The organism is Desulfovibrio subterraneus, assembly GCF_013340285.1.
Lineage (GTDB): Bacteria > Desulfobacterota > Desulfovibrionia > Desulfovibrionales > Desulfovibrionaceae > Halodesulfovibrio > Halodesulfovibrio subterraneus.
The window spans coordinates 85,266-107,420 of record NZ_BLVO01000004.1; the positions used below are offsets into that span (position 1 = coordinate 85,266).

The window sequence follows — 22,155 nt, forward strand, 5'->3', positions numbered from 1 at the left end:
AACTGCATTCATTATAAAAATATTTAAAATCAATGCAATAGAAATCCTCAAGCAGCCTACAGCATACCAAGGTCGCGCATTGTCAGCGCCACGATGACCAGCAGGGAGAGAAACAGCAGCCCGACAGAGGGCAACACCCGCGCCGTTGTGGTGCCGTGTACGGTTCTGAGCCCGACTACTATTATCCACAGACGCAGCAGCCCGCCCAGCAGCGATCCCACCACGGGGATAATGCTCAGCATATCCGCTGCACTCGAATAACAGACAACACGCATGGTCGTTCGCACTCCGCCCTTGGCAGCGCCCGTCAACACAAGGCCGAGATGCAGTATGCCGGAAAGCGCATACAGATACAGCATCAGCACCACAGGGCTGAACATGACAAGCTGAATCATCTCGCCGGGGGAACTTACGGCACCGGAAAATGCTTCGGGAAGAATGGGATTGCCCACGGCCGTCTGCCAGAAAGTTTCCAGACCGATGCCCACCAGCGATATTATGAGATAATAGCTCAGGGGGACAAGAAAAGAGACCTCGCGGCTCATGGTGGCGAAAAAGCCCTGCGGCCGCTGGAGAATATGGCGGGTATTCGCAATAAGTGCGGCCACCACGCCCACCTCGCGGGCATAGGCCCAAATCTCGGCTTCGGCCTTTTTAGGTTGCCCCCAGGAAGGCATGGGACCTTCTTCCGGCGCGGTGTGTGAGGTGGGATGCGGGTGATCCTCTTCAACCACTGCAGAATCGCGGGCAGGTTCTTCCTGTCCGGAATCAAGTGTGAAATCCGGCTCGTTTTCAGGCACTGCATCGCGGAAACGGAACCTGTGCCCGCACTCGGGGCAGGTTGCAAATGTTACCGAGGGGGTGAGAGCAGCCTCATCCACCTCTTTACCATATCCACACTGGGGACAACGAATTTCCATGCAGAATCCTTATTTTGTCAGCATACACTGCACCCCGGCGAAACTTCGCCTGCATGCGTGATAAACGGCCGCATTCGCCATTTTTCAAGCTTTGGCAAACAGCGACAAACTATCGGAAAGCGACAGCTCCCGACTTGTACGGAAAAAACGGCTGCTCGGCAAATGTCCAGATGAGGAATACCGCAGAATGAAAGAATGGGGAGGATCAGAACGGAGAAAGCACCCAGCCGTTGGCCATGGAAACAAGCCATGCTGCTGCAGACACATGCAAAGCCAGCACCGGCAGCACCCTGTGCCAGGGAGAACCGTGCCCGTAATGCAGCCCCGCCGCCAGCACACCCAGCCACCAGAGAATGGCCACATAGCCACCGCTGCCGGGCATTATGGAAAGCAGCCAGCATGCCTGCGCGTAACAGACCGTCTGGAACGTGACAGCATAGCCGCGTTCTCCGGACTGGGCCAGCCTGAGCAGGCCGTGCAACATGGCCGCATATATAGCGAGAGGTACGGGAATGAGCAGCGGAAAGACAAACGCATCGCGCACAAGCCCCATCAGTGAAAGGCGCTGGGGCAGGTAATCAGCCACGGCGATCATGGGGATGGAATCAGGGAGCACCACGTCCAACACGGGCAACAGAACATACAGCATAGCCTGCTGCAGAAGCGGGATAAGGGCTGTGACAATCATCGAAAACGCCAGAGCGCGCCTGTCCCACCTGCTCTCGAACGGGTGGCCGAAAATATTCTGCTGCCGGAACAGCACGTTCCAGATGCTTGCTGCCACGGACCGCACCGAAAGCCGGTCGTCCGCCGGACTGCTGCCGGGCCCTGCTGCCTGCGGTTCCCCGCCTTTGCCGTTCAGTACCCCATCATCGGGTAACTGCGCGCTATCGGGTGACTGTGCGCCATCCGGTGACTGCGCGGCACTGCGCGGCCCTTGCCCTTCATCGAAATCGAAACCGGCAAATCGTTCCTTGCCGGTTTCCGTCGTATCAGTATCAGACATGTCCCTCGTCCGGTTGCACTCGCATCAAATATGGAAGATTTGCAAAAAACTAGTGAGGCATTCCGCCCACGACCAGCGCAAGCACCAGCAGAATCAGCACAGGCAGAAAGACCGCCAGCACCACCTTCCACATGGGCGCCCCGTGCGCATGACGCAACCCCACAAGCAGAACAAACAATCCCCACAAACCGGCAAGAAACTGGCCGATGAACGGCACAAGATACAGCACGTAGGTACAGACGCCGAAACCGCACACCATGGCGGTTGCGCCAAAGCCGTTACGCCCGGCACCAGTAATCCGCAGACAGGCATGCAGCACTCCGGCAGTGATCAGCAGGAACAGCGGAGACAGCACTGCGGTCACCGCCGCCATGCCGAGCGCCATTCCCCAGCCCATGAAGCCACCGCCTGCCACGGCCATTGTCTCGGCAGAAAGGATGTCAGACAGAAAAGTTGTTATTGCCCATGCCCAGATCTGTCCCATCAGCAGCCCGAAAACGGTACAGATGATATAGAAAGGAAAAACACCGGCCTTGCGCCATTCAGTACCGGCATGGGCGAAAAACACGGCGGGGGTCATCAGAACTGCCCGCGTGGTGGCGAGAAAAGCCGCCAGCCAGCCCACCTGCCCTCTGTATACCCAGGGGATATTGGCAACGGCAGGGTCAACAGCTTCACCGTGTCCGGCTGAGAAAGCCGCAGCCTGCCCAGTCTCCTGCCCTGCTCCCTGTACAGGGGCCCGCTCAGAAGCCATGCCGGAGGCTCCCGTTGCGCCGGAAGTGCCATGGGCCATTTCCCCGCCCTCCCGATGCGTGCCATCTTCCGCACCACGCATCAGATTTTGACCGTCATGCGATATGGCACCCTCGTCAACAGAGGGGGCAAAAGTGCTGTCATCTTCCGCTTCCAGACCGAACTGCGGCTCCTCGCCACGAAACCGGAACCGGTGGCGGCAGTTGGGACAGGTGGCATAGACCATTTCCGCCGGAACGACGGCATCATCCAGTTCCTTCATATATTGACACTGCGGGCAAACAAGCTTCACGAAAACTCCTTTTTCGGGCGACGCGGGGCACCCCATATATCTCACGTTGCAACGGGCAGCAGCAGGAACCTGTCCTCTTTGAACAATCCTTCCAGAACTCCGAACAGCTCGCACGGCACCGCGGGATACTCCTCGCTCAGCCTGTGCATAGCATTACGCCCTGCGGCTTCATCAAAGGCACGCAGTTTCTGCGCCAGTATATCCATGTCCTTCCACAGATGGCTGTAATGATCAATATGAATGGTCAGGGCAAGCCCGAGCGAGCCGCAGACATTGCGCACCACTTCGTGCACGTTACGCTCGAAACGGGTTTCCTTCCCCTTTCTGAACAGCCGCAACTGCACATCGGGCCATAGCCCGAATCCGGCACGGCACTCCGCCTCGCTGCCCATCCGTGTCCAACGGGGAAAGGCAAATCCCCCGACCCCGCTCTGCATAAGCGCAGGCAGAGCACTCCACCCCTTGGCGGAAAGACGTTCATCTCCGTCCAGAAAAAAAATCCACTCCGTGGAGCAGGCATCCAGCACGGCATTACGCTGTGCCGCAAAGTTACCCCCGAGGGGCCGCGCAAACTCACGCACAGGCACCGCGCACGCTGACAGGGCAACACGGGCAGCCTGCGGAACGGCATGCATTTCCGCGGCATCCCACACCACCACAACCTCGTGCAGCCAATCCGGTATCTGCGCAAAAAATCCCGCCAGATTCGGTTCATCAGGATGCGCTATGAGCCCCAGCGCAAGCGGGGCATCAGGTCGCAGCCCGGCTTCTTTGCGCTGGCCAGCGTGCTGACTGCCTTGCTGACTGTCGTGCTCACTGTCTTGCCAGCCTGCAGTCTCCTTCACCCCGGCAAACAGTCGCTGCCAGTCGCGGCACCATGCACGTTCTTTCCCTGTCAGCTGCGGATGCAGCATCATGGTCGTGTTTGCGGGCGTCATGCCTGCCTGCACAAGCAACAATAATAATGCCCACGAAGAGGTATCCGTTACCAGACGATGTCTGCCGGATTCCCGCCACCACTGCATCCGGCCTGCTTCCATGGCCGAGCGCACCCTCGCAGGATGTGGTTCCAGCACGGTAAGTGTCACCTGTTCCGGCAAGGCCGTTACAAGAGCATCGGACAATCGACCATCGCCCGCACCGAGCAGCAGAAAGTGTTCTCTGCCTGCACGTTGGGCAGCCTTCAGCGCCTGACTGAGTTGACCGACATGGCGGGCGGCCTCGTCTGTACCGGCATGCACCAGCGGCGGCACATGGTCCCCATCCAGCCGGAACGGCAGCACGGCTGCGGAGTACCGGTGCAACTGATCACGGACAAGGCGCGCTACATCATGCAGGACAGGCTGAACTGGCTGAGCCGGGGGAACGGGCATCATAGATGTCCTCCGCAACGCTGCAGCAGGTCGTCATAAATATGTTCCAGCTGTTTTGCCACGGCCTGCACGCGATACAGCCGCTGCGCCTTTTCACGACCGGCAATGCCCATGTTGCGGGCCACAGCCGGATTGCGCAAGAGATGCAGCACGGCTGCGGCGTATTCATCTGCGGTGCGGGCAACCAGACCCGTTCTGCCGTGTTCCACCAGTTCAAGCTGGGCATTGTCCTTCAGCCCTGCGGCAGGATGCGTCACCACGGGCAGCCCGCAGGCCATGGCCTCGGCAATCACCAGCCCGAAGCTCTCACCCGTGTCGTTGGCATGCGCCAGCAGGGAGATGGAATCGAAAAACGAAGCAAGCTCTCCATCGGTCAGCACCGGCCCGCAGAATTCCACATTGGCCTCAAGCCCCTTCTCAGCAACAAACCGCCTCGCATCGTCAATACCGCCGATGATGCGGTAGCGGATATCCGGCATGGCCAACACGGCAGGAGGCAGAAACTCCAGAGCCAGAGGCGACCATTTGCCGGGGTCGGGGCGCGAGATGCGGCCAATGGCCGGACGCGCATAATCCCGCTGCTCGGGCGTAAGGGCATTGAGCTGAAAGAAATCCGTATCCACGGGATTGTAGAGCACCTGATAGCGTGGCGGAGCAGTGACAATTCCCTCCACCTCTTCATACCGGTGCGCACAGAAATGCGAGACAAACAGCGTGGCATCGAGCGCGGCGCCGCCTGCTGAATCATCCCTGCGGCCGAAAACGTTGGTCTCCACCAGCACGGCGGCCTGCCCCTGTCTGCGCATGGTCTGCCGGTACAGGCGCAGAGGGCGCATCATGCCCGGCTCCGGCCACCCGCCCCGATGAACATGGATGATGTGGGGCCTGAAGCGGTCCAGCGCCGCCCCGGCATCGCCGCCAACATGGGTGGGAATGCCAGCCTGCCGCAGCAGAGCCGCCCGCGGGCCATCCTGCGGTGAATGAACAGCCACTGAAAACCGGACAGGATCGGTGTGGCAGGCCAAAAGCTGCATCACCTTTTCCGTGCCTCCGGCACCCAGCCCCTGCACCACGTGCAGCACTCTGATTTTATTGACGGTCATGTGGTAAATTGTATCGCCAACATCGGAGAAAGAAAAGCGAATCGACCACATTCTTCAATGGTATTTTGACATGTGTCACAGACCGTGCGGACAATGCGGAGCAGAGTGCACAAAAGAGCACTGGTCACCCGACCAACCTGCATGGAGAATGGAAAAGGCTTTGCCCTGCCGTCCGGAGTCTGGTACAGGGGAATGCCCGTCGGGAACGTATACTGATACGGACTTGCCAAGGCCGTGACAGGCGTTATATTCCGTGACGGAGATTTTTCGCACCCCGTGATTATGGAAGGGGACCGGCTGACAGGACGAAATGTGGATGTATTTCGCCCGCAGAAGAGCCAGAGGCCCCATCCAGCATGTATAAGGAGTTACGATGATTGGTATTTCCAAACTCTACTGTGGTCAGGTAGAACCGTCTGACGCCCTGCGTTACGGTCGCCATTCCGGAAAGCTTCCTTCCCACCTGCTCCAGTTCTCCGCAGACAAGAAGCCTGTGGTGGTCTGGAACATGACCCAGCGCTGCAACCTCAAGTGCGTTCACTGTTACGCCCACGCTGTCGAACCCGACGGCAAGGATGCCATCAGCACCGAAAAGGGCAAGGAAATCATCCGCGATCTGGCCCAGTACGGCGCTCCGGTCATGCTGTTCTCCGGCGGTGAACCGCTGGTGCGTCAGGACCTCGTGGAACTGGCCAAGTACGCCACAGATCAGGGCATGCGTGCGGTTATCTCTACCAACGGCACCCTCATCACCAAGCAGAAGGCCAAAGAACTGAAAGAAGTGGGCCTTTCCTACGTCGGCATCTCTCTCGACGGCATGGAAGAAGTGCACAACAAGTTCCGCGGCGTGCCCAACTCCTTCAAGAAGGCGCTGGAAGGCATTGAAAACTGTAAGGCCGAAGGCCTGAAGGTTGGCCTGCGCTTCACCATAAACAAGCGCAACGCTCCTGAAGTACCCAAGATTTTCGATCTGGTGAAAGAGCTGGAAGTTCCCCGCATCTGTTTCTACCATCTCGTCTATTCCGGCCGCGGTTCCGAACTGATCAAGGAAGACCTGGATCATCAGGAAACCCGCGAAATGCTCGACCTGATCATGGACCGCACCCGTGCACTGCACGATGCGGGCATGCCCAAGGAAGTGCTCACCGTGGACAACCACGCCGACGGCCCCTACGTATGGATGCGCATGAAGAAGGAAGATCCCAAGCGCGCCGAAGAAGTATTTGAACTGCTGCAGTTCAACGAAGGCAACAGCTCCGGTCGCGGCATCGGCTGCATCAGCTGGGACGGTTCCGTCCATCCCGACCAGTTCTGGCGCCAGAAGGTATTCGGAAACGTGCTTGAGCGTCCCTTCTCTGAAATCTGGGACGATCCCAACATCGAACTGCTCGCCAAGATGAAGGACAAAAAGCAGTACGTGGGCGGCCGTTGTGCCACCTGCCGCTTCCTGAACATCTGCGGCGGCAACTTCCGCGCCCGTGCCGAAGCCTACTACGGCGACGAATGGGCACAGGACCCCGCCTGCTACCTGACGGACGACGAAATCCGTCCCGAATAGCACGCGACCCAAAGATACTACGCCTCCGGCGGGTAGAGGAATCCGCTTCCCTGCCCGCCGGATTTGTCTCAATCCCATTGCATGGACGGCGCCAAGAACGCCGATGCAACCAGTCCGTTCCAGCGGCACCGGCCGCTTCTTCGGACCGCAAACTTTCCAAGGAGCTTCAGGTGGCAGATTTCTTTCGTGGACGGCGCCTGCGCCGCACGGCCGCTCTTCGTGAACTGGTAAGAGAAAACGAGGTTCGCGCACAGGACCTCATCATGCCCTACTTCGTCGTGGATACCGACGACGCCTCCTTCCGCAAGCCCATAGGCTCCATGCCGGGGCAGTATCAGCTTTCCCTGCAGGAATTTGAAAAGCAGGTGGGGGCCGCCGTTAAAAACGGCCTGCGCTCCGTCATTCTTTTCGGCATTCCCAAGACCAAGGACGGCGTCGGTTCCGAAGGTTATGCAGATGACGGCATCGTGCAGAAGGCCGTGCGCCTGTGCAAGCAGCGCTGGCCCGAACTGGTGGTAGTAACCGATGTGTGCCTGTGTGAATACACCGACCACGGCCATTGCGGCCTGCTGCGCAAGGAAAACGGCGAAGTCACCGTGGAAAACGATGCCACCCTCACCCTGCTGGCCAGAACCGCCGTATCCCACGCTAAAGCCGGAGCAGACATTGTTGCTCCGTCCGACATGATGGACGGCCGCGTGCTCGCCATCCGCGAAGCGCTGGACGAAGCCGGTTTCGACAACATTCCGGTCATGTCCTATGCGGTGAAATACGCCTCCGCCTTTTACGGTCCCTTCCGCGAAGCTGCGGAATCCGCCCCCCAGTCCGGCGACCGCAAGTCCTATCAGATGGACCCCGCCAACAGCCGCGAGGCCCTGCGCGAGGCCACTGCCGATGTGCTGGAAGAAGCCGATTTCCTCATGGTAAAGCCCGCCGGCCCGTATCTCGACATCATCCGCATGGTGCGCGACGAGTTCGACCTGCCCGTGGCCGCCTATCAGGTAAGCGGCGAATACTCCATGATCATGGCAGCTGCGCAGAACGGCTGGATCAACGGCGATGCAGTGGCCATGGAATCGCTGCTGGGCATCAAGCGCGCCGGTGCTGATCTGATCATTTCCTATTTTACCGAAGACTTCCTCGCACGGGGACTGGTGAAGTAATATGCAAGACCACAAGCATTCCGGCTGCCCCTGCGGCCATGGACAGAAGGCTCAGGGCCATCCCGAGGGGCGTCCCGAAGGTCATCCCGGTGGCCATCCGGGCGGACATCCGGGCGGACACCCCAGTGGCCATCCGAAAGGCCATCCCGGCGGCGCAGCCCATGCAGGCGGCCTCTCCGGCATGAAAGCCAGCACGCTTGAAGACGGCACCCCCGCCTGCAAGCTCATCGCATGGGAAGTAACCCGCTCCTGCAACCTCGCCTGCAAGCACTGCCGCGCCGAGGCACACGAAGAGCCCTATCCCGGCGAGCTTTCCACCGAAGAAGCAAAGGCCCTTATCGATACCTTCCCCAGCGTGGGCAACCCCATCATCATCTTCACCGGTGGCGACCCCATGATGCGCAAGGACGTATACGAACTTATCGCATACGCCACAGACAAGGGCCTGCGCTGCGTCATGTCGCCCAACGGCACGCTCATTACGCCCGAAACCGCGCAGAAGATGAAGGAATCCGGCGTACAGCGCTGTTCCATCTCCATCGACGGTCCCGGTGCCGAATTCCACGACGACTTCCGCGGCGTTCCCGGTGCCTTTGATGCTTCCATGCGCGGCATCCAGTACCTGAAGGACGCGGGCATCGATTTCCAGATCAACACCACCGTCACCCGCCAGAACCTGCCCTACTTCAAGGACATCTTCACCCTGTGCGAAAAGATTGGTGCCGTTGCATGGCACATCTTCCTGCTGGTGCCCACCGGCCGCGCAGCCCAGATGGGTGCGGAAGTGATCACCGCAGAAGAATACGAAGAAGTGCTCAACTGGTTCTACGACTTCCGCAAGACCACCGACATGCACCTCAAGGCCACCTGTGCGCCGCACTACTACCGCATCATGCGCCAGCGCGCCAAGGAAGAAGGCATTCCGGTAACGCCGGAAAACTTCGGCATGGACGCCTTCACCCGCGGCTGCCTCGGCGGCACGGGCTTCTGCTTCATCTCCCACGTGGGTCAGGTGCAGCCCTGCGGCTATCTTGAACTGGACTGCGGCAACGTGCGCACCACTCCCTTCCCGGAAATATGGCGCACCTCCAAGCAGTTCCGCCAGTTCCGCACCAAGGAAGAATATGAAGGCAAGTGCGGCGTGTGCGAATACCACAACGTATGCGGCGGCTGCCGTGCACGCGGCTATTCCATGAAGGGGTCGCACATGGCGGAAGAGCCGCTGTGCAGCTACACCCCGCGCAAGTGCGGCTAGGCTTTTCAACGACATCATACTACGGCCCCGTCCGGCGACGGGGCCGCCTTCATGCGAAACGGCAGCGGCCATACGCCCTGCACTGCATCAGCGAGGTATACATGACCCAGCAGATGGATGCGTCCCTTGACGCAGTCGACCGCAAGATACTGACCATCATCCAGTCCGGATTCCCCGTGGAAACGCGCCCCTATCAGGTCATCGGCGACGCCGTGGGACTGACGGAAGCCGAAACGCTGGCCCGTGTGCGCTCCATGAAGGAACGCAAGCTCATCCGCCGCATGGGTGCCAACTTCAATTCAAAGGGACTCGGCTGGCGCTCCACCCTGTGTGCGGCCAAAGTGCCTGCGGACAAGATGGACAGCTTTGTCGCAGAAGTGAACGCACTGCCCGGCGTTACCCACAACTACCTGCGCGACCATGAATTCAACATCTGGTTCACCTTTATCGGCCCCAGCTGGGACGATGTGTGCGAAACACTCGCAGATATCACGCGCAAAACCGGCATCGAAATCCTCAACCTTCCGGCCACCAGGCTCTACAAGATCAAGGTGGATTTCAATCTGGAAGATTGATGCAGGCCTTCTTGTGCCTCTTTTCAGGAACGCTCCGGCGTTCCTTTTTTTTGGCAATGAACTAATAATGGTATTTGCATGCCCTTCCGATGTGGTATGGAAATAATGGCATTCAGGTAACCGACCGGTACCGGAGCATGAATGGAACAGCTGATAACCATCTTCCGCATATTGAGAAAACAATGACGCTTCTTTTCTCAAGCACCATGGCATTCGCCGCGCAGCTTCCGCCAGAGGCAACGGATGCTGCGGATGCTGCCGTTCCCCATGCCCACCTGCAAACTTCGGAATGGATTCTGCTCATCGCCATTCTCGTGCTTGCCATAACCATTTGCTTTTTCCTCATTGCGCGGCGGTTCAGGGCCATGCATGCGGGCATGGACCATCTCACCTCCATGCTCCAGAACCGTACAGAAGCGATGCACGAACTGGACGAAGCCAAACAGGCCTACAAAAACCTGTATGACCTTGCCCTGGTCGCCATTTTCCGTTCAACAATTGACGGCAGCCGTTTTCTCGCCATCAACCAGACCGGTGCGCGTATGTTCGGATACGAGTCCGCGCAGGAAATGCTCGCCATGACATTTCCCCGCGATGTCTACCATCCACCGGATAAACGGACTGAGATGCTGAGGGAGCTTGAACTCAAAGGACTGGTCCAGAACTTTTCCGCCTCCTTCATCCGCAAGGATGGCTCGATCTTTCACGCAATTTTCTCATCCAAGCTCAACCGTGAAGAAAATTACATAGAAGGCACCATTCAGGACATCACCTCGCTGAAGCTGGCCGAACAGCGCATCGGCGAAAGTCGGGACTATCTGCAGAACGTTATCGACGCTATTCCCATTCCTGTAGCCGTGCGCGACACCACGGGCATTTTCACACTGGCCAACGATGAATTTGCCTCCGCCGTGGACATACCCAAAAATCAACTCATAGGAAAACACTCAAGAGAGCTGTTTCCCCTTTCCGCAGTGCTGCTGCAGGAAGAATATGACCGCGCCCTGCTGAACGCGAAAGGCAAGGCCACGCAGCGTTTTGAACAGCACAATCCAAGGGCGAATCCTCCCACCACGCAGCTCGTTTATGAAAACGTTCTGCTGGACAGTAACGGGGAAGTCGCCGGACTTGTGGGAGCCATTATCGATATTACCGCCCGCAAGCGCATGGAAGAAGAGCTCCGCAAGGCCAAGGAGCGCTATCGCAACATCCTCGTCAATTCGCTGGAAGGCATATTCATGGCCACCGTTGACGGCAGGATAACTGCCGTCAATCCTGCAATGGCCAAACTGTATGGATATAATTCTCCGGAGGAGATGATAGATTCCGTCCGCAACCTTGCGCTGGAGCACTGGGTGCACCCGGAAAAGCGTGACCAGATGCTGAAGGATCTGATCAGGACGGACCATCTTTCAGGCTACGAGATTGAAATACGCAGACGCGACGGAGAGCATATCTGGATTTCCCTGAGCATCAGGGCTGTGAGAAACGACATGGGCGTTCTGGAAGCCATCGAGGGCATTGCGGTGGATGTAACGGAGAAAAAACGATCGGTACAGGAACTCTCAGTCCGCGCAAACACCGACCCCCTGACCGGGCTGGCCAACCGCACCCACATGGAACAAAGTCTTGAACACATGCTTGCGCAGGCCAAGCGTTCCCAGAAAAATGTGGGCGTGCTGTTCATAGACCTCGATAAATTCAAGCCCATTAACGACACCTACGGGCACGAGGCAGGCGACACGCTGCTGAGAGAAGTATCCTCACGCCTGAAGGTCCGCCTGCGCGAGGCTGACCTTGCGGCACGCATGGGCGGTGACGAGTTCGTTATTATCCTCTGGGATATCAGAAGCGTGGAAGACCTGTACCGTGTGGGGCGCCCCCTGCTGGAGGAGCTGAACAAGCCCTATACATGGGAAGGCAGAGAGCTGCGCATCGGCGCAAGCATAGGTGGCTGCATATTCCCCGACCACGGCAACACGCCGGGGGAACTGCTGCGCTGCGCCGACAAGGCCATGTACGGCATCAAGCAGTCGGGCAAGAATGCCCTGCACATCTCACCGGCAAACGATAGCTGCCGGATCGAGTCCTAGAACCGCACATCGTCCAGAGACGCAAAGGCCGTGATCTGGCGGGTGATGCCCATCACGTCAAACACCTGCCGGAAGTTGGCGGAAAGCCCGCTCATGGCAATACGCAACCCGTCAGCCCGGGCATTGCGCACGCATTCTGCCAGCACGGATATAGCTGCCCCGTTGATGGAGGTGTTTTCCGCAAAATCCAGAACAATGTTGCTGCGGGAACGGGCAGCGTGCCTGAACGCATCCTTGAGCGCTGATTCAGAAGAGGTGGAAAGGGTACCCCGCACGGTAATGACTGCCGCATCTTCACGCAGAAAGATGGAAAGCGCCGCGGCCTTGTCCTGCACGAGCTGTATACGCTCCTCGGCACGGGCAAGCGCCCCCTGCAGAGCCTCACGCCTCACGGGCTTGTTGATGAAGTCCGTGGCGTCCAGATTCAATGCCTTTATGGCAAGGTCCATGTCGCCATGTCCGGTAATGACAATGACCTCGGTCGCCTGATTCTCTTCCTTGATCTTCTGCAGCACCTCTATGCCGTCCATACCGGGCATCTTGATGTCCGTCAGCACCAGCGGCGGCTGCTCGGCGCGCAGCACTTCCAGACCCTGTTCGCCGGATTCGGCGGTAAGCACTTCGTGGCCCATGGCATTCAGAATGAGCACGAACATCTTCAGAGTCGGCATTTCATCATCAATAACCAGAATACGCATCGCTCATTCCTTTTCTGCCCCGGAGGGGATCACGCCTTCGGAAACCGCAGGGTAAAGGTCGTGCCTTCTCCCTCGCGGCTGCGGATGGTTATATCGCCCATATAATCCCGCACTATGCCATAGGATATGGCCAGCCCGAGCCCCATGCCCTCGCCTGTGACCTTGGTGGTAAAGAAAGGTTCAAACACCTTTTCCAGCACGTGCTGCGGTATGCCTGTCCCGTTATCGCTCACCGACAGGCACACCTGATCGCGGTCCACAAAGGTGCGGATGTCTATCAGGCCACGGGCCGTCTTTTCATCCCCTTTGCGACGCTCGATTATGGCATCGCGCGCGTTGGTCACGAGGTTGAAGAGCACCTGCTGCAGCCTGTTGTCCTGTGCGGTTATTACAGGAAGCCCGGCCGCAAGATCAACCTTAATATCAACCTGATGCAGCAGGAACTGACGGCTGATAAGCGAGGTGACTGCCTGCACGGTCTGGTTCAGGTTCACATCCTCATCAAACAGGTCGGCCTTGCGCCCGAAAGAGCGCAGAGTGTTGATAATGCCGGAAGCACGATCCACCTGTGCGCTGATTTCCGTCACGACCTGCCGGAAATGTTCAGGATGTATGGTCACCCCCTGCTCCAGCGACATGGCAAGGAAATCGCTGCCCATGCGTATGGCGTTGAGCGGCTGATTCAGCTCATGCGCCACCCCCGCCGACATCTCGCCCAGTGACTTCATCTTGGAAGCCTGAATGAGCTGGGCATCCTTCTCCACTATTTCGGTAACATCCGTTGCCGCCACAATTATGGCAGGGCGCCCGCGATAGCTGATGGGACAGGCGTTCACGTTCACGAACATGGGTACCCCGTTCTTGCGGTGATGCACCACGCGGGGTGTGCGCACGCAACCGGCCTCGTCGCCGCCGCCTTCGAAGAGCAGCAGGCATTCGCGGGTCTGCACGGGGCCGAGCTTGGTGAAGTCCATGCCCACCAGTTCCTTGCGGGAGAAGCCATATACCTCTTCAGCGCGCGGGTTGGCATCCAGCACATTCTGGGTGGTGCAGTCCACAACGAAGATGGGGTCCGGACCGCTGTTGAACAATGACCTATAAGTATTTTCCGACTCGCTGAGGCGTCTGCGGTACAGCCGTATGGACCACACCATGTTGCGGAATGAATCCGTCAGCTTTTCCACTTCGTCGCCGCTTTCCCGCTTGCGGTAGAAGACGCATTCCTTGCACCGGCGCAGCGCCTTGTCGTCCGGCGGACGTGTGTCTGTCCTGCGCTGGTCGTCAAAATGCCAGCAGGGCATGTCGGTATCACTGAACGCGGGACAGTCGGAGATATTCCAAGTGTCGTCCGGCAGATCGAGAATACCCGCCGAATCAAAGCTGCCCCGCGACAGGTCGTCCGATATGCGTGTGAGCCTCACTACGGGGTTGGTTATGTACCCCGCGAGCCTGTGCGAAATATAGAAGGTAATGATGATTATGGCGGAAATAAAGCCGAGAAACATGACGCGCAGCTTGCCCACAAGGCTGTCGATATGTTCTTTGGACAACCCCACATGCACCGTGCCTATGCGATACAGGCCCTCTTTCACTGGCACGGCTATGTCATACGCCTCATGCCCCAGCAGAGCCACCAGACGCACACTCTTCTGTATATTCTCCGGCAGCGGATTGCTGCCGGGCAACTCTTCGGGGAATGGCCGTGTAAACGTGTGGCAGAGCACCCTGTTATCCACGTTTTCAACGTAGATATAGTCCACAAGGTGCTTACGTTCACGCAACTGCTTCTCGTCAAAGATGAGACTGAGCAGTTCCGGAATATTATCTTCGAGCAGAAAGGAGCCGCCACGGGCCGCAATGCTTTGTGCCACGGCCGTTCCGCGCAGTTCAAGCTCCTGTGTCAGGCCGGAAACGAGTATCCATCTGGCAAGCAGCGCAATGACACAACTGATGATGAGGATCACAGCCAGAATGGATGTGAAGAACTTGTTCTTGAGGTCCAGATTGGCGAGCGGCTTGAGTATCATTGCGCGCCTCCCTGCCCTGCCTCTTTTGACCGGGCCGCATCGGACGGCACAGCGTCCGGAATGACAATATCCGGGGAGGTTGTACCGGGTGGCACGACAGGCGGGAGCAATGCATTTACGGGCTTCCCATTCTTATTTGCAGAACTCTCGTTCTTATTTGCAGCCCCTTCGTTCCTATTTGCAGGGTCTCCGTCCTTCAGCCCGCCAGCCAGCACGGTGCGGAAGTCGTTCACCAGCTCGAACCGGCCACCGCGCAGTACGGAGAAAAACACAGATTCCATGCCCTGATGATTCCGGGGGCTGAACGAAACGTTCGTTCCGCCCAGCGAGAAGGACGAAAGCGAATCAATGGCATCAATGAATGTCTCGCGCGTGATATCCGGTCCTGCGCGGCGCAGCCCTTCCACCAGTACTAGGGCATTTATGTAGCCCTCCAACCCCACGGCATTGGGGGTTTCGTCCGGAAAAAAGCGCTTCAGGTGCGTCACGTAATCGCTGGCAACCTGCATGATGCGCGGGGCTTCCGGCGCGGTGGGAGGCGGCACCACCAGCGACAGCACGACAGGGCTCTTGAGATCATGCGGCAGGCGGCGCGCAAGCTCTTCACCGCCCACGAACGAAAGATTGTAGTATACGGCCTTCAGTCCAGCGGCATCGGCTCTGCGGATGAACTCGGCACAGGGTTCATAGGTGCCCACCATCACCACGGCCTCGGGCCTTTCTTCCAGAATGCGCTTCAGGCCGTCGGTAACATCGTTGGTACCCCGTATGTACGAACCACGCGCCACCGGTGCCAGTCCCAGTTCACGGAGCACGAGTTCAGCGCCGGTAAGCCCGTCAAAGCCGTACGCATCATACTGATAGAACACGGCGATACGCTTTAGTCCGAGGTCCTGCACAAGGTGGCGCACCGCAGCGCCCGTTTCCTGATAATAGGATGCGCGGACATTGATGACATATCTGTTGAAAGGGATGCGCAGGCCGTTGGCTCCCGTGAACATGCCCAGCAGGGGGATGCGGGCCTCTTCCACCAACGGCAGAATACGCATGGTCGTGGGAGTACCCACATAGCCGAACAGGGCAAACACGTTGCCGTGAATCATCAGTTGCTGGGTGTTTGCAAGGCAACGGGGTGGATCGTAGCCGTCATCGCGGGCATCGAGCACAATCTTTCTGCCGTGCACCCCGCCGCTTTCGTTGACATATTTGATGTAGCTCAGGGCTCCCCGCAGGGTCTGCTCGCCCAGATAGCTTGCATGGCCGGTAAGAGGCAGTGATGAACCGAGACGAATTTCCGATGCCGTAACCCCCTGCCGGGCATATTCGTCATAATCGCGGGTGTCTCCGCCGGTGCAGCCACCGGCGGCCAGCACAAGACAGCACACCAGTGACAAAATCATGCGTCGCAGGAAATTCGGCAAGCATAACGGAACAAAAATCACGGCACCACCCTCCGGTTTGAAACTACTCCTACATGGTCGGGTATTGTATGGCAAGAAACCGTAACACCTCAGTTTACGTAAACAAGACAATTGCCATATCCGGCGCTAACGCCTACGATACGGCACACAACATACCCTGTGAGGCATAATGAACCGAATATTCCTCTATTCCCTTCTGCTCCTGTTCGTCCTGCTGCCGGTTGGCGCGTCTCTGCGCCCCGCCCTTGCAGCGCAGGATACAGCACAGACCGAAAACGGTGATGCACCCGCCGACGTAGCGGGCGTTACCCCCTTTCCCAACCTGCTGCTGCCTGCGGTACCCAATGCAGACCAGTTCGGGTTGCCCCTTCAGGCGGTGCAGATAGGCGAATTGCAGGAAGAGTTCATCATCATAAATGTATACAGCTGGTTTTGCGCCCCCTGTCAGGCAGAAGGCCCGGATCTGCGCGAACTTTCCGAACTCATAGGCCCCGGCGGCACCGACGGCACGGTACGCATCATCGGCATAGCCGCTGGCGATGATATAACGCTGACAAAGCGGTTCCGCGACAAGCATTCCCTGCCCTATGCGCTGTTTCCGGACCCGTCGCTCGCCCTGCACGGCCTGATGCAGTCGCCCCCTGTTCCCACATTCTACATTGTCCGCAACACCACAGACGGCCCGCATCTTCTGGCCACCCACATCGGAGCCATACGAGGCAAGGCCAAGGCCCTGTACTCGGAAGTTCTCAAACTGACCGAAGCCTCGGAAGATTAGCCCCTTGCGCCATGGGGGACTACGCGATACACAGCCAGAATGATTCAACACTCCGCCAGCAGCTCTCCCATATTCAACGAAGTGCGCACCGAATCGGACGCGCGGGAGTACATGCTTTCCCATTGCTGGCCCTCGCATGACCGCTTCTGCCCCCGCTGCGGGGAAAAAAAACTCTACACGCTTTCCGGCGGCCGCTACCGCTGTGCTGAATGCAAATACACCTTTCAGGACTTCAGCGGCCGCTGGATAAACAACGGCAACCTTTCCCCCCTTTCATGGCTGAAAATACTGGATCTTTTCATTCGTGAACACACAGTGCACGAACTGGCCACCGAGCTGGAACTTTCGTACAACGCAGCCTACAAGGCCGTAACCACCATCCGTTTCGCCATCATGGCCCACGCGGTGGATGCCGCCCAGATGTTCGGCCCGGAAACCGGCCTCGGCGTGTATCTGAAAAACAGAAAGCTCACGGGCGACCCCAAGGACAGCCGCCGCCCCCCCATTCCCGTTTTCGGCATCATGGAGCGCAACGGCTGGGTATTCATAGATATTGTCTCCGGCATTGCCGCCGAAACAGTCTTCCATTTCAACCACAGTTTCCACCTTGCCATGCACAGGGCAGGAAACATCGTCTACACGAACCGCTACCGCCACTATGACGCCCTTGTCTTCTGCGGCGACGATTCCCTGCCTTACGAATACATCAGAAAATACGAAGCTGCCGTGCATCTTGAAGAAGGGTCGTTCTGGGCCTTCGCAGGCCAGCGGCTCAAGCTCTTCAGGGGTGTGACTCCCCAGCGCTTCCCGCTCTACCTGAAAGAACTGGAATTCCGTTTCAACAATGCCGGTGCGGACCAGTTCGAGATGCTCGCACGATATCTGTGTGACATTGTTCCCGAATTTTAGAACCCATCCCTCTCCGCCAACTATAGCCGCACCATGCCGGCTGCCAATCTTTTATAAATAGTTCCCTCCCCCCTTTCCGTTTCTCTGCATCTCATCTATAACGGAAAATAGAACCGTCTTGCTGTTCTCCGGCATGGCACCACGCCATACCGGCACTTAAACCGTGCAGAGGGAGACAAAGAGAACACAATGACCCAAGCCCCTGCTTCATTATTGCAGCCGTCCTGCGCGCTACCCTTCTCCGGCCTTGGCCACGACCTTTCGCCTGTCTGCCGCCATGCAGAGCAGGTGCGCCTTGTGCCTGCGTACCGCGTAACGGATTCGGCTGCACCGGTCCCACTGGATACTCCAGCGCTCTACGGCTTTGGCCTGCTTGTGGCGTTGGGACGCGAGATAAGAGGACGATAACCCTAACCTAACGGAAGGAGGCACAATGCCTGTCTCACGCAGAAGTTTCCTCAAAATTTCGGCAGGCGCCGCCACGGCTGCGGTCTTCGGCGGTCTGGGAACAAGCCTGTCACCCACTGAAGCGCATGCACAACTGCTCAAGCTTCACTGGGCCAAACGCACCACTTCAGTTTGCTGTTATTGCGCCGTAGGCTGCGGGCTCATCGTCTCCACAGCCAAAGACGGACAAGGCCGGGCCATCAATGTTGAAGGTGATCCGGACCACCCCGTCAACGGCGGCGCACTCTGCTCCAAGGGCTCATCCATCTGGCAGGTCGCCGAAAACGACCGCCGCCTCAACGGGCCCCTCTACCGCGCTCCCTTCTCCGATGAATGGAAGTCTGTTTCATGGGACTGGTCCATTACGGAAATCGCAAAACGCATCAAGAAAGCACGCGACGACAGCTTCATGGAACGGGACGGCAAAGGCCGCCTTGTCAACCGCACCGAAAGCATGGCCCATCTCGGTTCCGCTGCACTGGATAACGAAGAATGCTGGACCCTGCAGGCGGTAATGCGTGCTTTTGGGCTTGTCTACATCGAACATCAGGCACGCATCTGCCACAGCTCCACCGTAGGTGCGCTGGCAGAGAGCTACGGACGCGGTGCCATGACCAACCACTGGAACGACATAGGCAACAGCGACTGCGTGCTCATCATGGGTGGCAACGCTGCGGAATGTCATCCCATCTCCTTCAAGTGGGTCACGGCCGCCATGAAGAAGGGCGCACCGCTCATCCATGTGGATCCCCGCTATACCCGCACCTCCGCCAAGGCGGACATCTACACCAAGCTCCGCTCGGGAACGGACATCGCCTTCCTCGGCGGCATGATGAAGTACATTCTGGATAAGGAACTGTATTTCAAGGAATACGTGGTCAACTACACCAACGCCGCCTTTATCGTAGATTCCGGTTATTCCTTCAGCAACGGTGTTTTCTCGGGCCTCGACAGAAAAACCGAAACCTATGACAAGTCCAAATGGGCTTTCAAAAAAGATGAAAACGGCGTTCCCCTGCGCGACCCCACCCTCAAGGACCCGCGTTGCGTGCTGAACCTCATGCGCGACCACTACAAGCGCTATACCGTGGAAAAAGTTTCTGCCACCACGGGTACGCCTGTTCCTGAAATTCTCAAAGTATACGAAACCTTCTGTGCCACCGGAAAACCGGACAAGGCCGGCACCATTCTCTACGCCATGGGCTGGACCCAGCATACCGTGGGCGTGCAGAACATCCGCGCCATGTCCATGATCCAGATGCTGCTCGGCAACATCGGCGTTGCAGGCGGCGGCGTGAATGCGCTGCGGGGCGAATCCAACGTACAGGGTTCCACGGACCACTGTCTGCTGGCGCATATCATCCCCGGCTACCTGCCCATTCCCTCGTCCAAGTGGGAAACCATAGAGGCCTACAACAAGGCCAACACGCCGGAAAGCAAAGACCCCATGTCCGCCAACTGGTGGTCCAACAGGCCCAAGTATCTGGCCAGCCTGCTCAAGGCACAGTATCCCGGTGCCTCGCTGGAAAATGCCTACAAATACCTGCCCAAGGTCGACGGTGACACCAAGCTCACCGAATACATGTGGCTGGGACTGTGGGACAAGGTTTTCAAGGGCGAATTCAAGGGCTTGTTCGCATGGGGTCAGAACCCCGCCTGCGGCGGTGCCAACGCCGGAAAGAACCGCGATGCCATGACCAAGCTGGACTGGATGGTAAACGTCAACATCTTCGATAACGAAACCGGTTCCTTCTGGAAGGGTCCCGGCATGGAACCGGGCAAGATCAAGACTGAAGTCTTTTTGCTGCCCTGCTGCGTCTCCATCGAAAAGGAAGGTTCCGTCACCAACTCCGGCCGCTGGATGCAGTGGCGCTATGTCGGCCCCGAGCCGCGCCCCGGCACCAAGCCCGACGGCCAGATCATGCTGGAGATCATGGACAAGGTTAAGGAGCTGTACCGCGCGGAAGGCGGCGCCTTCCCCATGCCTGTTACCGCTCTGAACACAGACACGTGGAAGAACGCCGAAGGCGAATACGATGCGAACATGGTTGCCAAGCTGATCAACGGCTACTTCCTCAAGGATACGGAAGTAAACGGCAAGCAGTTCAAGCGCGGCCAGCAGGTACCCAACTTCACGTTCCTCACGGATGACGGGTCGACCTGCTCCGGCAACTGGCTGTACAGCGGTTCCTACACGGACGAAGGCAACATGGCCGCCCGCAGAGACTCATCCCAGACGCCGGAACAGGCAAAAATCGGCCTGTACCCCAACTGGTCGTGGTGCTGGCCGCTCAACCGGCGCATTCTGTACAACCGTGCCTCGGTAGACGCCAACGGCAAGCCGTGGAATCCCGACCGTGCCGTTATTCAATGGAACGGTGAAAAATGGGTGGGCGACGTGCCGGACGGCGGCTGGAAGCCGGGAACCAAGCATCCCTTCATCATGCAGCAGCACGGTTACGGCCAGTTGTTCGGCCCCGGACGTGTGGACGGCCCCCTGCCTGAACACTACGAACCCATGGAATGCCCCATAAAGCGGCATCCCTTCTCCGGCCAGTTGAACAACCCCGTGGCCTACCAGATTCATTCCGAAGAAAAGGCCGTGGCCGACCCGCGCTTCCCCTACGTGGGCACCACCTACCGCATGACGGAACACTGGCAGACCGGCATCATGACCCGCCATGTGGGCTGGCTCATCGAAGCGGAACCCCAGCTGTACTGCGAAATCAGTGAAGAACTTGCCGGCGAAAAGGGTATCGCCAACGGCGAACACATCAAGGTTTCCAGCCTGCGCGGCGAGGTAACCGCCGTGGCCATGGTGACAAAGCGCATCCAGCCCTACACCATTCAGGGCAAAACGGTGCACCTTGTTGGCCTGCCATGGCAGTATGGATGGTTTACCCCGGCGGACGGCGGCGATTCGGCCAACCTGCTGACCCCTTCCGTGGGCGACCCGAATACCGGTATTCCGGAAACAAAGGCCTTCATGGTGAATGTCATGAAGATAGAGGGAGCGTAACCCATGGCCAAGAAATTCTTCGTTGACCTCACACGTTGTACTGCCTGCCGCGGCTGTCAGGTTGCCTGCAAGCAATGGAAAAAACTGCCTGCCGAGAAAACCGTGAACATCGGCTCGCACCAAAACCCCGCCGACCTGAGCTACGAGACCATCCGGCTCGTGCGGTTCAAGGAAATCGTGCACGACGGCAAGCTGGACTGGCTGTTCTTTCCGGAACAGTGCCGCCACTGTGTCGTGCCGCCATGCAAGGGCATGGGAGATCTTGATGACCCCACAGCCATCCTTCAGGATCCGGAAACCGGCGCCGTTGTCTATACCGACAAGACCAGAATGCTCGACTTCAGCGGTGTACGGTCGGCCTGTCCTTACGACATTCCCCGTCAGGACCCGGAAACCAAACGTATACACAAATGTGACATGTGCATAGACAGGGTTCACAATGGCATGAAACCGGCCTGTGTGCACACCTGCCCCACCGGTACCATGAACTTCGGCGAAGAAGACGAGATGATGTCTCTGGCGGAAGCACGGCTCAAGGAAGTGCAGCAGAAGTATCCCAAGGCCATTCTGGGCGACCCGCACGACGTGCGCGTGGTCTACCTCTTCCACTTTGACCCCATGGAGTTCTTCGAACGCGCCGTATCCGAACTGACGCCGCACCTCATGACCCGCAAACAGATGTTTGCCCGCATCATGGGACACGACAGAAACAAGAACAGAGCCTGATTCAGGCCCTGCAGCGGTTCATGAAACACAAAAAGGGCC

18 protein-coding genes are annotated in these 22,155 nt (G+C 58.2%); 10 read left to right on the forward strand and 8 right to left on the reverse strand.

Going from position 1 to position 22,155, the window contains the following annotated elements; translation table 11 throughout:
* Nucleotides 1–56: 56 nt before the first annotated feature.
* From HUV30_RS00865 to HUV30_RS00885, 5 genes are all read right to left on the reverse strand, one after another.
* Nucleotides 57–920, reverse strand: coding sequence for a YIP1 family protein (locus tag HUV30_RS00865; RefSeq protein WP_174403930.1), 864 nt, complete (start codon nt 918–920; stop codon nt 57–59).
* A 205-nt stretch (nt 921–1,125) separates the two neighbouring features.
* Nucleotides 1,126–1,926 carry a hypothetical protein gene (locus tag HUV30_RS00870; RefSeq protein ID WP_174403511.1) on the reverse strand — a complete coding sequence of 267 codons (801 nt, stop codon included), beginning with the start codon at nt 1,924–1,926 and terminating at the stop codon, nt 1,126–1,128.
* Between the two features lie 49 nt (nt 1,927–1,975).
* The gene (locus HUV30_RS00875; RefSeq protein WP_205245181.1) at nt 1,976–2,941 is read right to left on the reverse strand and encodes a YIP1 family protein; all 966 of its coding nucleotides are present in this window, start codon (nt 2,939–2,941) and stop codon (nt 1,976–1,978) included.
* A gap of 71 nt (nt 2,942–3,012) precedes the next feature.
* Entirely contained in the window at nt 3,013–4,347 is a 1,335-nt protein-coding gene (locus HUV30_RS00880; protein ID WP_174403513.1) for a glycosyltransferase family protein, read from the reverse strand.
* Nucleotides 4,344–5,447 carry a glycosyltransferase family 4 protein gene (locus HUV30_RS00885; protein WP_174403514.1) on the reverse strand — a complete coding sequence of 368 codons (1,104 nt, stop codon included), beginning with the start codon at nt 5,445–5,447 and terminating at the stop codon, nt 4,344–4,346. Before HUV30_RS00885 ends, HUV30_RS00880 begins: the two co-directional genes overlap by 4 nt.
* Before the next feature lie 373 nt (nt 5,448–5,820).
* Between HUV30_RS00885 and ahbC the strand changes: the two genes are divergently transcribed.
* The 5 genes from ahbC to HUV30_RS00910 all read left to right on the forward strand — a co-directional run bounded on the left by ahbC (nt 5,821) and on the right by HUV30_RS00910 (nt 12,091).
* On the forward strand, nt 5,821–7,005 hold the full coding sequence (ahbC, locus tag HUV30_RS00890; RefSeq protein ID WP_174403515.1) for a 12,18-didecarboxysiroheme deacetylase: 1,185 nt from the start codon (nt 5,821–5,823) through the stop codon (nt 7,003–7,005).
* Nucleotides 7,006–7,175: 170 nt separating this feature from the next.
* Nucleotides 7,176–8,168 carry a porphobilinogen synthase gene (gene hemB / locus HUV30_RS00895; protein WP_174403516.1) on the forward strand — a complete coding sequence of 331 codons (993 nt, stop codon included), beginning with the start codon at nt 7,176–7,178 and terminating at the stop codon, nt 8,166–8,168.
* A 1-nt stretch (nt 8,169) separates the two neighbouring features.
* The gene (gene ahbD, locus HUV30_RS00900; RefSeq protein WP_174403517.1) at nt 8,170–9,423 is read left to right on the forward strand and encodes a heme b synthase; all 1,254 of its coding nucleotides are present in this window, start codon (nt 8,170–8,172) and stop codon (nt 9,421–9,423) included.
* Between the two features lie 101 nt (nt 9,424–9,524).
* Nucleotides 9,525–9,998, forward strand: a complete 474-nt coding sequence (gene ahbA / locus HUV30_RS00905; RefSeq protein ID WP_174403518.1) for a siroheme decarboxylase subunit alpha — start codon at nt 9,525–9,527, stop codon at nt 9,996–9,998.
* A gap of 182 nt (nt 9,999–10,180) precedes the next feature.
* Entirely contained in the window at nt 10,181–12,091 is a 1,911-nt protein-coding gene (locus HUV30_RS00910) for a sensor domain-containing protein (RefSeq protein ID WP_174403519.1), read from the forward strand.
* On the opposite strand, the gene HUV30_RS00915 is transcribed toward HUV30_RS00910, so the two are convergent.
* The 3 genes from HUV30_RS00915 to HUV30_RS00925 are packed head-to-tail and all read right to left on the reverse strand — an operon-like array spanning nt 12,088 to nt 16,216.
* Nucleotides 12,088–12,789: a response regulator gene (locus HUV30_RS00915; RefSeq protein WP_174403520.1), complete on the reverse strand. Its 702-nt coding sequence runs from the start codon at nt 12,787–12,789 to the stop codon at nt 12,088–12,090. The genes HUV30_RS00910 and HUV30_RS00915 overlap by 4 nt on opposite strands.
* 29 nt (nt 12,790–12,818) lie before the next feature.
* Nucleotides 12,819–14,816, reverse strand: a complete 1,998-nt coding sequence (locus tag HUV30_RS00920) for an ATP-binding protein (RefSeq protein ID WP_174403521.1) — start codon at nt 14,814–14,816, stop codon at nt 12,819–12,821.
* Nucleotides 14,813–16,216, reverse strand: coding sequence for an ABC transporter substrate-binding protein (locus HUV30_RS00925; protein ID WP_174403522.1), 1,404 nt, complete (start codon nt 16,214–16,216; stop codon nt 14,813–14,815). The genes HUV30_RS00920 and HUV30_RS00925 overlap by 4 nt, the downstream gene beginning before the upstream one ends.
* Nucleotides 16,217–16,406: 190 nt before the next feature.
* On the opposite strand from HUV30_RS00925, the gene HUV30_RS00930 reads away from it, so the two are divergent.
* From HUV30_RS00930 to HUV30_RS00950, 5 genes are all read left to right on the forward strand, one after another.
* Nucleotides 16,407–17,015 (forward strand): TlpA family protein disulfide reductase, encoded by a 609-nt coding sequence (locus tag HUV30_RS00930; protein ID WP_174403523.1) that lies wholly within the window; start codon nt 16,407–16,409, stop codon nt 17,013–17,015.
* Nucleotides 17,016–17,054: 39 nt separating this feature from the next.
* On the forward strand, nt 17,055–17,924 hold the full coding sequence (locus HUV30_RS00935) for a transposase (protein ID WP_174403524.1): 870 nt from the start codon (nt 17,055–17,057) through the stop codon (nt 17,922–17,924).
* A gap of 189 nt (nt 17,925–18,113) precedes the next feature.
* On the forward strand, nt 18,114–18,332 hold the full coding sequence (locus tag HUV30_RS00940) for a hypothetical protein (RefSeq protein ID WP_174403525.1): 219 nt from the start codon (nt 18,114–18,116) through the stop codon (nt 18,330–18,332).
* A 25-nt stretch (nt 18,333–18,357) separates the two neighbouring features.
* A complete protein-coding gene (gene fdnG, locus HUV30_RS00945; RefSeq protein ID WP_174403526.1) occupies nt 18,358–21,390 on the forward strand; it encodes a formate dehydrogenase-N subunit alpha in 3,033 nt (1,010 codons plus the stop codon).
* Nucleotides 21,391–21,393: 3 nt separating this feature from the next.
* Nucleotides 21,394–22,116: a 4Fe-4S dicluster domain-containing protein gene (locus tag HUV30_RS00950; protein ID WP_174403527.1), complete on the forward strand. Its 723-nt coding sequence runs from the start codon at nt 21,394–21,396 to the stop codon at nt 22,114–22,116.
* Nucleotides 22,117–22,155: the final 39 nt, after the last annotated feature.

Bases quoted from the DNA above. Each gene is read 5' to 3' on its own strand.
- HUV30_RS00885 (WP_174403514.1), bottom strand. From the start codon at position 5,447: ATGACCGTCAATAAAATCAGAGTGCTGCACGTGGTGCAGGGGCTGGGT.
- HUV30_RS00880 (WP_174403513.1), bottom strand. From the start codon at position 4,347: ATGATGCCCGTTCCCCCGGCTCAGCCAGTTCAGCCTGTCCTGCATGAT.
- HUV30_RS00920 (WP_174403521.1), bottom strand. From the start codon at position 14,816: ATGATACTCAAGCCGCTCGCCAATCTGGACCTCAAGAACAAGTTCTTC.
- ahbA (WP_174403518.1), top strand. From the start codon at position 9,525: ATGACCCAGCAGATGGATGCGTCCCTTGACGCAGTCGACCGCAAGATA.
- HUV30_RS00935 (WP_174403524.1), top strand. From the start codon at position 17,055: ATGATTCAACACTCCGCCAGCAGCTCTCCCATATTCAACGAAGTGCGC.
- ahbC (WP_174403515.1), top strand. From the start codon at position 5,821: ATGATTGGTATTTCCAAACTCTACTGTGGTCAGGTAGAACCGTCTGAC.
- ahbD (WP_174403517.1), top strand. From the start codon at position 8,170: ATGCAAGACCACAAGCATTCCGGCTGCCCCTGCGGCCATGGACAGAAG.
- HUV30_RS00950 (WP_174403527.1), top strand. From the start codon at position 21,394: ATGGCCAAGAAATTCTTCGTTGACCTCACACGTTGTACTGCCTGCCGC.
- fdnG (WP_174403526.1), top strand. From the start codon at position 18,358: ATGCCTGTCTCACGCAGAAGTTTCCTCAAAATTTCGGCAGGCGCCGCC.
- HUV30_RS00870 (WP_174403511.1), bottom strand. From the start codon at position 1,926: ATGTCTGATACTGATACGACGGAAACCGGCAAGGAACGATTTGCCGGT.
- HUV30_RS00875 (WP_205245181.1), bottom strand. From the start codon at position 2,941: ATGAAGGAACTGGATGATGCCGTCGTTCCGGCGGAAATGGTCTATGCC.
- HUV30_RS00925 (WP_174403522.1), bottom strand. From the start codon at position 16,216: ATGATTTTGTCACTGGTGTGCTGTCTTGTGCTGGCCGCCGGTGGCTGC.
- HUV30_RS00865 (WP_174403930.1), bottom strand. From the start codon at position 920: ATGGAAATTCGTTGTCCCCAGTGTGGATATGGTAAAGAGGTGGATGAG.
- HUV30_RS00910 (WP_174403519.1), top strand. From the start codon at position 10,181: ATGACGCTTCTTTTCTCAAGCACCATGGCATTCGCCGCGCAGCTTCCG.
- HUV30_RS00930 (WP_174403523.1), top strand. From the start codon at position 16,407: ATGAACCGAATATTCCTCTATTCCCTTCTGCTCCTGTTCGTCCTGCTG.
- HUV30_RS00915 (WP_174403520.1), bottom strand. From the start codon at position 12,789: ATGCGTATTCTGGTTATTGATGATGAAATGCCGACTCTGAAGATGTTC.
- HUV30_RS00940 (WP_174403525.1), top strand. From the start codon at position 18,114: ATGACCCAAGCCCCTGCTTCATTATTGCAGCCGTCCTGCGCGCTACCC.